The following is a 10,951-nucleotide window of genomic DNA, read 5'->3' as shown; positions in this document are numbered from 1 at the left end:
GCCGGTCCGGCACCTCGGTGCCCAGCACGGCGCTCACGTCCGCCGCCACCGCGCGGATCGGCGCGGCATGGTCGATGGCACCGACCGAGCTGCGCGCCACCTGGTCCACCAGCGCCCCGAACGACGCGGCGTCGCCGCCCCGGATCCGCAGCGTGAAGGACGACACCGTGCAGGCCGCGAGCGCCTCGAACTCCCGCCGCTCGCGGTTGGCGTAGGAGATGCCGAGCACGACGTCCGGCCCCTCCCCCACCTCCGCGACCAGACGGGCCAGCGCGGCCGCCGTCACCACGAAGGGGGTCGTCCGGTGCCGTCGGGCCAGCGCCTCCACATCGGCCCGCGCGGCCCGGTCCACCGTGAACAGGACCACGTCACCCGCCCCGCTCAGCTCCGCGGGGCGGGGCCGGTCCAGCGGCAGCGGCATGCCGAAGCGGGCGCCCTCCAGCTGCCGCGCCCAGTGGTCGACCAGACGGCCCCTGTCCTGGGTGCGGCTCTGCTCGCGCTGCCAGCGCGCGTACTCGCCCGGCTGCGGGATGCTCCCGGCGTCCAAGAGCCCGTGCGGGACGCCGGTGGCCGCCGTCTTGTAGAGAGCCGCCAGTTCGCGCAGCAGGAGGCTGACCGACCAGCCGTCGCAGGCCGCGTGGTGCAGGACGAAGAGCAGCACCCACCGGTCGCGGTCCACGCGCAACAGCCGCAGAACCGGGGCGAGTTCGGCCCGGATGTCGAAGGGGACGCCTGCCGTGTCCCCCGCCAGGCGCTCCGCCTCCTCGGCCGCGGCGGCCGCGGAGCCGTGCCGCGCGAACAGGTCCTCCTCCGGCACGTCCACCGGCCGGGGCCGCAGCGCCTCCTGCCACCACTCGCCGCCGCCCTCGCCGTCCCCGCCGACCTCCACGAAGCGTGTCCGCAACGCCTCGTGCCGGGCGACGAGTTCAGTGAGCGCGGTGCGCAGGGCCGGTACGTCCAGCGCTCCCGTCAGGGTGAGCCGCATCGCCACGTTGTAGATCTGCGGACGGGGGTGCGTGCGGTGGCGGGTGATGAAGGCGGCCTGCTGGGCGGTGACGGGGGCGCGGGCAGGTACGTCCACGGCCGCGTCACCGGCTTCCGGCGCATCGCCACCTCCGACCGGATCGCCGCCTCCCTGCGGATCACCGGCTGCCCGCGGATCACCGGCTGCCGACAGGTACGCCGCCATCGCCCGGAGCGTGGGCTCCTCGTAGAAGCGCGCGACGGGATACTCCGTGCCGAACTCCTCCCGCACGCCGTTGGCCAGCCGGATCGCCGTGATGGAGTGGCCGCCCAGCTCGAAGAAGGAGGCATCCGACGCGATCGCTGACGCGTCGAGGTCGAACTCCCCGGCCCAGAGCCGCTTCAGCCGTGCCTCCACGGACATCGGGGGCGGAGTCGGAGTCGAGGGCGGGCCGGGCGGCGAGGTCCGGGGCGGCTTCGCCGGGCCGGTGGGACTCGTCACGAGGCCGGGCTCGGGCAGCGCGGCCCGGTCCAGCTTGCCGTTGCCGGACAGGGGCAGCCCGGGCAGGACAGCCCAGGCGCGGGGCACCAGGTGGTCGGGCAGACGCTCGGCGAGCTCGGTCGTCAGCCGGTCGCCGAACTCCTGCGCCGACGCGTCGGGGCCGTGTCCGCGGTCCTCCCGCACGACGTAGGCCGCGAGGCGGGCGTCGCCGCGGTGGTCGCGCCGGGCCAGGACCACCGCCTCGCGGACTCCGGCCAGGCCGTTGAGCGCGCGGGACACCTCTTCGGGCTCGACGCGGTAGCCGCGTATCTTCACCTGGTCGTCCGTCCTGCCCCGGAACTCCAGCGCGCCCTCACCATTCCAGCACACCAGGTCGCCGGTGCGGTACATCCGCCCCTCGGCGCCCCGCGGATCGAGGACGAAGCGCTCCGCCGTCAGGTCGGGGCGGCCCAGATAGCCGGTGGCCACTCCGGGACCGCCGACGTACAGCTCCCCCACCTCTCCGGCGGGCACCTCCCGGCCGTCCGCGGCCAGCACCCGGAGCGTGACGTTGTGCACGGGCCGGCCGATCGGGATCGGCAGGTCGGGGCCGTCCGAGGAACGCGGCTCCGTACGGCGCGGCTCGACCGTCGCGGCCGTGCACAGCACCGTCACCTCGGTCGGTCCGTACACGTTCACCGTCTCGTACGGCGCGCCGGGGCGCGGCCGGGTGCGCAGCACGTCGCCGCCGAGCAACAAGTGCCGCAGCGGCGGCTGTTGGGACTCGGGGAGCGCGAGGACCGCCTCACCGAGGGCCGTCGGCAGGATCGAGAAGCTGATGCGCCGGTCCGCGTACCAGCGTGCCAGCGCGGCCGGATCCCTGCGGACCGCCTCGTCGGCCACGACGACCGTGGCGCCCGCGGTCAGCGCGGGCCAGATCTCCAGCGCCGCGGCGTCGAAGCCCTGGCTGCAGACCGCGGCACTGCGGTCGTCCGCGGTGAACCCGAAGCGCTCGTGGTGCCACTGGCACAGATCGACGACGGCCCGGTGCGGGACGGCGACGCCCTTGGGGGTGCCGGTGCTGCCGGACGTGTAGATGGCGAAGCAGAGGGACTCGGCGGCGGCCCGTGCCGTCGCCGGGCCGTCGGCGGAGAGGGGCGCAACGGTGTCGGCCGTGGCGGCGACATCGATCACCGTCGTCCCGGCCGGCACCTTCGGCTGCCGTGCCTGCGCGTCCGCGCCGCCGTGCGTCACCAGGATCCGCGCACCGCTCTCCGCGAGGACGGCCTCGGCCCGCGCCCCGCCCTGCCCCGGGTCCAACGGCACGTAGCCGCGACCGGACTTGAGGGACGCGAGCATCGCGACGATCAGGTCGGCGCCGCGCGGCAGCCACAGGGCCACCGGCGCCTCGCCGCCCGCCACGGTCCGCAGCACCGCCGCGAGCCGCTCGGCGCGCTCCTCCAGTTCACCGTAGGTGAGGGTGTCCTCGCCGCTGAGCACCGCGGTGCGGCCGGGGGCCACCTGGGCCCACCGCGACGTCAGGGAGTCGACGGTGCTGCTCGTCCGCTGCCGGACGGGCCCGTGCCGCCACTCCTGCGGCACCACGTCCGCGACACCGGCCTCCCCGGCCCCCATCCCCACCGCCTCGGCGAGAACGTCCCGGAACACCCCGAAGAGCGCGTCGACCGTCGCCTCGTCGAAGAGGTCGGTGTGGTACTCCAGGTGGCAGCGGATGCCGTCGGGCAGGTCGGTGAAGTAGACGCTGAGGTCGGTCAGCGCCTTGTCGGGCCCCGAGTCGAGCGGCGTCGCCCGCACCCCCGGCAGGTCGAAGCGGAAGGGGTCGCCGGTCTCGAACTCGGCGAGCGTCTGGAAGACGGGCGTCCGGTCGAGGGCGCGCGGCGGCGCCAGTTCCCGTACGACCGCCTCGAAGGGCACGTCGGCGTGGTCGTACGCGTCCAGGGCCACCCCGCGCACCCGGTCCAGGAGCGTGCCGAAGTCCGGGGCCCCGGAGAGATCGAGGCGGAGCGCCAGGGTGTTGACGAAGAAGCCGACCACGTCCTCGTACTCGGGCGTGCGGTCGGACATCGGGGTGCCGATGACGAGGTCGTCCTGGCCGGTGACGCGGTGCAGCGCGGCCGCGTAGCCGGCGAGCAGGGTCATGAAGAGGGTGCTGCGCCGCGTACGGCTGAACTCCCTCAGCCGCGCGGACAGTTCGTGGTCCAGCGTGCGGAACAGGGCGCGGCCGTTGGACGTCATCACGGCGGGCCTCGGCCGGTCGGTCGGCAGGGCCAGGACGGGCAGATCGCCGTCGAGCGCCTTCTTCCAGTACGCCAGGTCCTCGGCCGCCTCCGGGCCCCCGAGCGCGTCGAGCTGCCCGCGGGCGTGATCCGCGTAGGTACGGGTGAGGGCGGGGAGGTCAGCGGCCGGTGCGCCCGGCAGGTGCGCGCGGTAGAGGGCGGACACGTCGCGGGCGAGGACGGCGGCCGAGGCCGCGTCCATCACGATGTGGTGCAGGGACAGGACGAGGACGTGCCGCCGCTCCCCGAGCCGGACCAGGCGCGTGACGAACAGCGGTCCTTCCGCCAGGTCGAAGCTGCGCCCGCTCTCCGCCTTCAGCACGTCCGCGACCGGGTCACCGCCTCCCGTGCCGTCGACGACCTCGAAGTCGACCTCGCCCGGCGGACGGGTGAACTGGCGCGGCTCACCGGCCACTTCGCGGAAGACCGTGCGCAACTGCTCGTGCCGTGCGGCCAGCTCGCCCAGCGCGGCCCGCAGCGCGGGGACGTCCAGCGGACCATCGAGCTCGATGGCCTTGGTCTCGTTGTACGCGGTGCGGCCGGGGAGCATCCGCTCCAGGAACCAGACGCGCTGCTGCCCCGGGGAAAGGGGCGCCCCCTCGTCGGCCGCCTGCGTCCGCACCGGCACCGGCGCCTGCACCGGCGCAGACGCAGGCGCAGGCGTCACGTACGCGCGGCGCAGTCCGTCGAAGTGCGTCAGGCCGTCCCGCAGCGCGCCGGGCTCGACGCCGAAGTCCACGAGGCCGACGACCTCGTCGGCGCCCGCCGCGCGCACCGCGTCCACGACGGGGCGCACGCTCTCGGGGCTGCCGATCAGGGCGCGCTGGTCGCAGTAGCGGTCGTAGGCGCGGCGGAAGACCACGTCCAGGTCGTCCTCGGTCATCGCCGACATGTCGATCCGCTGGTCCAGGCTGTTGGCGACGTTGCCGAACAGGGACAGGGACGAGCGCATGTACCGCGACAGCGGATCGCGCGCCACGGCGCGGGCCGTCGCGTGGTCCTCGGCGAGGTAGGTGTGCAGCAGCACGGCCACGTGCCCGGCGTCCGGGTCCAGGCCGCACTCGGCGCGCGTGCGGCGGTAGAGCGCGACGTTGTCGCGGAGCTGCTCGACGCTCTGCGTCATGAGGTTGGTGACGATGCCGACGTCGTTGCGCGCCGCCAGCTCGTACGAGGCCGGGTTGCCGACGACCGCCGTGTACATCGGCGGGGCGTCCTGGACCGGACGCGGGAACAGCCGCAGCTCGCTCTCGCCGTTCCCGGTGGTGCGGCGCACCGGCTCACCGCGCCACAACTGCCGTACCTGCGCGACCTGTTCGTACATCATCTCCTTGTGGGAGCCGAAGCGCTCCGGGAAGAAGACGAAGTCGTTGGCGTGCCAGCCGCTGGCGCAGCCGATGCCGATCCGGCCGCCGGAGAGGTTGTCGACCATCGACCACTCCTCCGCGACGCGGATCGGGTCGTGCAGCGGCAGCACGACGGAACCCGCGTTGATGCGGATGCGCCCGGTCTCGCGGGCGAGCGCGGCGGCGAGCACGACGGGGTTCGGGAAGAGCCCGCCGAAGGAATGGAAGTGCCGCTCGGGGATCCACAGGGAGTGGAAGCCGTGGCGGTCGGCGAACCGGGCCGTCTCCAGGAGGTGGTCGTACTTGCCGTGCCGGGCGCCGTCCTCGTCCTGCGGGTAGTCCCCGAAGAAGTAGACGCCGAAGTCGAGCGGGCGGGTGGACGGCTTCGGCGGCGCGGGCTCGGGAGCGGTCGCGGGTGCGGTCGCGGCCGCGCTGTTCCAGGCCATGGCCTGCGGCTTGGACACGGGTGCGGGTGCCGGTGCGGGTACGGGTACGGGCTTGGGAGCAGGTACGACCGCGGGGCGGGCGCCGCCCGGTTTGCCGAGGGAGAAGCCCGCGCCGCGCAGCTCCCGCAGCGAGTCCTTCACCGCCTCCACGATGAACTCGACGTCACCGTCGGTGTGTTCGGTGGACAGGAAGAAGTTGCGCCACTCCCACACGTGCACGCCGCGCAGCATGAGGTGGTGGTAGAGCAGCTCCATGTCCGCGCGGTGCTCGAAGCGGAACATCGAGCCGAAGTGGCTCATGCTCAGGGCGAACCCCTCGGCCTCGAAGAAGGCGTTGAGGGTGGCGGCCAGTTCGTCCGTGCGGGCGTTCAGCCGCTCCTGGAGCCGCGGACTGTGCTCCTTGAGGTGGGCGAGCACGGCACGGGTGGCGACCATCGACACCGGGTGCTGGATGTAGGTGCCGCCGAAGAAGGTGGTGTCGGCGGCCGGATAGCTGTCGTCCCCGTAGCTCCAGTGGCCGCCGTCGATGCCGTCCATGATGTCGGCACGGCCCGCGATGGCCCCGATGGGGAAGCCGCCGCCGAGCAGCTTTCCGTACGTGGCCAGGTCCGGCGTGACCCCGTAAAGCTCCTGGGCGCCGCGCGGCGCGGGGCGGAAGCCGGTCAGCATCTCGTCGAAGAGCAGCACGATGCCGTGCCGCCGGGTCAGTTCCCGCAGTCGGCGCACGAAGTCGGCGGGCTGCAGCGACGGGTGGCGGCTCTGCACGGGCTCCACGACGACCGCGGCGATCTCGGCGGCCTGCTGCTCGATGACGGCGAGGCTCTCCTCGCTGCCGTACGGCAGGACGAGCAGGTCGGCGACGGCGCCCAGCGGGACGCCCGCGGACATCGGGACGGTCGTGAGGCCTTCGCCGCCGGTGCGCGGGGAGCGGCCGAGCACGTTGTCGTTGTGGCCGTGGTACGCGCCCTCGAAGGTGATGATGCGGGAGCGTCCGGTGGCGGCGCGGGCGAGCCGGATGGCCGCGGAGTTCGCCTCCGTACCGGAGTTGGCGAAGGCGACGCGCTCCATGCCGGTCAGCCCGGCGAGCAGCTCCGCGGCCTCGCCGGTCTCCACGTTGCGCGGGCCGAGCTGGATGCCGCGCGAGAGGTGCTCGCGGACCGCCTCGGTGACGAAGGCGGGCTCGTGGCCGAAGAGCAGGACGCCGAAGCCCATGGTGATGTCGACATAACGATTTCCGTCGATGTCCTCCAGCCACGATCCCCGCGCCCGCCGCCCCGCGATGGGGTACAGCATCTCCTTCGTACTGCTGCGGAAGCCGACCGCCGCCCTGCTGTCGGCGAGCACGCGGCGGTAGCGCTGGGCGATGCTCTTCGACGTGGGCGCCTTCGCGGTGTAGCGGCGCACCAGGTCGTCGAGGTGCGCCCGCTGGCTGTCGGAGGCGTTGGCCCGGAGCATTCCCGAGCCGCGGGCGACCTCCGGGCGCGGACCGTGCTGGGCCGGTCTGGACGCCGGGGACTCCGCCGCCTCCGGCTCCGACTCCGGCTGCTCTCGGGCGCCCAGCTGCCGGGCGATGCGCTGCGAGAGTTCGGCCATCGCGGCGAGGTCCTGGTCGACCGCGACGGAACGGTCGGCGTACTCGGTCCCGGTCACCGTCCCGCCTTCCCGTCGGTGGCGACGTGCGCGGCCCGGGCGACCTGACCGGTCTGTGCGGCGAGCAGCTGCGAGAGCTGTCCCATCAGCTGGAGCTGCATCTGCGACAACTGGTGGACCTGTCGCACGAGGTCGTCCACTTCGCGCCGGGTGGCGTACTCGGCGGAGGGCGGCGGCGACACCACGGGGGCGGCTGAAGCGGCCGGTGCGAGCGGTGCGGCCGGAGCGACCGGAGGAGCCGGAGGGGCAGCCGGGGCAGGCACCTCGGCCGAAGGGGCCGCGGGAACCGGAGAAGCAAAGGGAGCCGTCGCGAGCGACGGACCGTCCGCCCCCACGGACTTCCCCGCGATGATCACCGCGAGCCCCCTCGCCGTCCCCGCCTCCTCGAAGAGCTCCCGCATCGACACCTTGACCCGGTGCTCCTCCTCCAGCTCCCGGAGCACCCCGATCATCTGCAGCGAGTCCGCTCCGAGGTCGAAGAAGGACGCGTCCTCGGCTATCTCGCTGGTGTCGTAACTGAGGTGCTTCGCGGTGACCTTGATGATGTGCTGGAGCACCCGCTCGACGGCTGCCTCGTCCTGTGCCACTTCCGCCCCATCCCTTGTCGGTCGTACACGTTGCCGTTCGGGCCGGGGAAGGTGGTTCTCCGGCCCCGTCCAGTAGTCCTTGTGCTGGAACCGGTATCCGGGCAGCGGGATCCTGCGCCCCGCCCGGCCCATGAAGGCCCGCCAGTCGACCGGCGCCCCGGCCCGGTACAGTCCGGCGGCCGCGTCCCACAGCGGTTCGAGCCCCGCGCCGCGCCGCAGCGACGGATGTGCCGTCCGGCCGGGGAGCTCCCGACGGGCGAGGCCGCTGAGCGTCGTGTGCGGGCCGATCTCCACCAGCGCGCCCACGCCGTCGTGCGAGGCGCCCAACTCCCCCAGTACGTCGAGGAATCGGACCGGTTCGCGCGCCTGCCGTACGAAGTAGTCGGCGTCCGGCACCCAGCCGACCGGTCGGGTGCGCCCGTCGAGGCCGCTCACGAACGGCACCCGCCCCGGCCGCGGCCGCACCCCGCCGACCAGCTCCCGCAGCCCGTCCAGGACCGGGTCCATGAGCGCGGTGTGGAAGGCGTGCCGCACCGGAAGTTCGCGTGCGTGGATGCCGCGCCCGGCGAGGAGTTCCGTCAGACGTGCCATGGCGGCCGCCGGGCCCGCGAGCACCTGGCTGTGCTCGGCGTTCGTGACGGCGAGCGCCACGCCGGGCACCTCGGCGGCCAGCCGCTCCGCCGTGCGCAGGTCCGTCGGGACCGCGACCATCGCGCCCGGCGCGCACCGCTCCCGCATGAGCCTGCCCCGCCCGGTGGTCAGCCGCAGCCCGTCCTCGGCGCTCAGCACGCCCGCCGCGTGCAGCGCGCCGTACTCCCCCACGCTGTGCCCGGCCACCACGTCCGGCTCGATCCCGGCCTCCCGCCACAGCCGGACGAGGGCGCACTGCAGCGCGAAGAGGGCGGGCTGTGCCACTTCGGTCGCCAGGACCGGCTCGCCCGCGCCCGCCCCCTCGCCCTCGGCGCCGAGGAGCGGGCCGAGGAGGCTGTCCCCGCCGGTGAGCTCGGCGAACTGCCGCTCGCAGGCGTCCAGGACCTCGCGTACGACGGAAAAGCGCTGGTGGAGGGCGCGGGCCGCGCCCCGGTGGAGGCTGCCCTGCCCCGTGAAGAGGAACCCGGCCCCGGCACCACCCACGACAGGCGGCAGCGACTTCGACCGCGCCAGCCAGTCGTCCAGGGCGCCGGTCAGCGCGGCCACGGTGTCGCCGCGCAGCGCGAGCCGGTGTCCGCGGTGGGAGCGGCCGAGGGCCAGCGTGGTCACGAGGTCGGCGTGGTGCGTCGCGGGGTGCGCGCGCAGGTGGTCGCGCAGGGCCTCGGCGTTGTCGGCGAGCGCCTTCTCCGTGTGCCCCGCGACGACCAGGACGCCCGGAGGGCGTGACCGCAACTCGTCGGTGGTCGGCCGGGGCGCGGGCTCGGGGGCCTCCTCCAGGACCATGTGGACGTTGGTGCCGCCGACCCCGAACGAGCTGACACAGGCCCGGCGCGGCACGTCGCCCGCGGGCCACGGGCGCGCGGATCCGGGGATGTAGAACGGGCTCGCCGCGAGGTCGAGGGCGGGGTTGGGGCGGCGGAAGTTGGCCATCGGCGGGATGACGCGGTGCCGCAGCACCAGCAGCGCCTTCACCAGGCTCGCCAGGCCCGAACACACGTCGAGGTGCCCGATGTTGGCCTTGACCGAGCCGAGCGCGCAGTAGCCCGTGCGGTCCGTGTCGGCGCGGAACGCGGCCGTGGCGCCCTCGAACTCGATGGGGTCGCCCTTGAACGTGCCGGTGCCGTGCGTCTCCAGATAGCCGACGGTGGCCGCGTCGACGCCCGCCCGTTCCAGGGCGCGGCGGATCGCTCCCCGCTGGCCGTCCGCGCTGGGCGCGCTGAACGCCCTCTTGTCCGCGCCGTCGTTGTTGACCCCCCAGCCCCGGATGACGCCGTGGATGTGGTCGCCGTCCGCGACGGCCCGGTCGAGGCGCTTGAGCACCACCGCCACGACGCCCGTGCCGCCGACGGTCCCGTCCGCGTCGGCGTCGAAGGGCCGCAGGAAGCCGCTCTTGGAGAGGATGGATCCCTTGACGTACTGGTAGCCGAGCACCTGCGGCACGTGCAGGGCGGTGGCCCCGGCGACAGCGATGTCGCACTCCCCGGCGGCCACGGACTGTGCGGCCAGAGTGGCCGCGGTGAGCGAACTGGAGCATGCCGTCTGGACGTTGACGGCGGGGCCGGTCAGACCGAGCCGGTAGGCGGCGCGGTTGGCGGTGAAGTCGGTGAAGTTGCCGATGGTGACCTGCAGTCCGGCGACCCAGTCCGCGATGCCGCCCTGGAGGACGTTGTTCTGGAGGTAGGTCTGGAGGGAGTAGAGGTGGTAGCCGGTACTGGCGTACACCCCGACCTCATGGCCACCCCCGCCCGCGCGCCCCGAGCCCGGCTCACCCGCGTACCCCGCGTTCTCCAGCGCGTGGTGGACGCACTCCAGGAACAGCCGTTGCTGCGGGTCGGTGATCCGCGCCTCGTGCGCGCTCATGCCGAAGAACCCCGCGTCGAAGCCCGCGATGCCGTCGAGCACCCCGCTCGCCCCGACGAACTCCTCGGCCCGGTACTCCTCCTCGGGCACCCCGGCGGCCGCGAGTTCGGCGTCGGTGAAGCGGCGGATGCGGTCGGCGCCGTCGTGGATCGTGCGCCAGAACTCCTCCGGGGTGTCGGCGCCGGGCAGCCGGAAGGACATGCCGACGACGGCCACGGCGTCACGGGCGGCGTCAGTGGTGGTGGTCATCGGGCCTCGCTCTCGCGCTCCACGGGATCGTTGCTCGTGCGGTGCGGCGGATCCTGCGCCGCCGTCTGCGCCACCGGTGGAGGCTCCGGCCTGCGCCCTTGGCGCACCAGGGCGACGAACATGCCGAAGCAGAGAACGATCGCCAACCCGTGTAGCAGGCCCACGACTTGGAACGGTGAGAAGCGGTCCAGGAGCGCGCCGCTGACCAGCATGCCGAGGCCGAAGCCGGTGTTCTCGACCGACGCGGAGAGCCCGAACAGCCGGCCGCGCTGCTCGTCGGGGGCCGCCTGCAACCGGGTGACGTAGGCGATCTCGGTGAGCCCGTCGGCCATGCCGGCGACGAGGGCGGCCACGACCGCCACGTACGTGGGCAGCCCGGCGAAGACCACGATGAACGCCGCCGACATCACACAGGCCCCGACCG

The 10,951-nt window shown here is 73.9% G+C and carries 3 protein-coding genes; all 3 read right to left on the bottom strand.

Annotated elements, in window-relative coordinates; all coding sequences use genetic code 11:
* Window positions 1–7,180 (bottom strand): non-ribosomal peptide synthetase (locus AOK03_RS34990; RefSeq protein ID WP_055569417.1); only part of this gene is annotated, 7,180 nt, incomplete at its 3' end.
* Complete coding sequence (locus tag AOK03_RS34985) at window positions 7,177–10,527, bottom strand: type I polyketide synthase (protein ID WP_055569416.1); 3,351 nt, start codon at window positions 10,525–10,527, stop codon at window positions 7,177–7,179. The genes AOK03_RS34990 and AOK03_RS34985, both read right to left, overlap by 4 nt.
* A partial coding sequence (locus tag AOK03_RS34980; RefSeq protein WP_157869162.1) for an MFS transporter occupies window positions 10,524–10,951 on the bottom strand: 428 nt, incomplete at its 5' end. The genes AOK03_RS34980 and AOK03_RS34985, both read right to left, overlap by 4 nt.

The sequence above is a fragment of the Streptomyces atriruber genome, from assembly GCF_001418325.1.
Taxonomy (GTDB): Bacteria; Actinomycetota; Actinomycetes; order Streptomycetales; family Streptomycetaceae; genus Streptomyces; species Streptomyces atriruber.
This window is presented reverse-complemented; position numbering and strand designations above follow the sequence as displayed.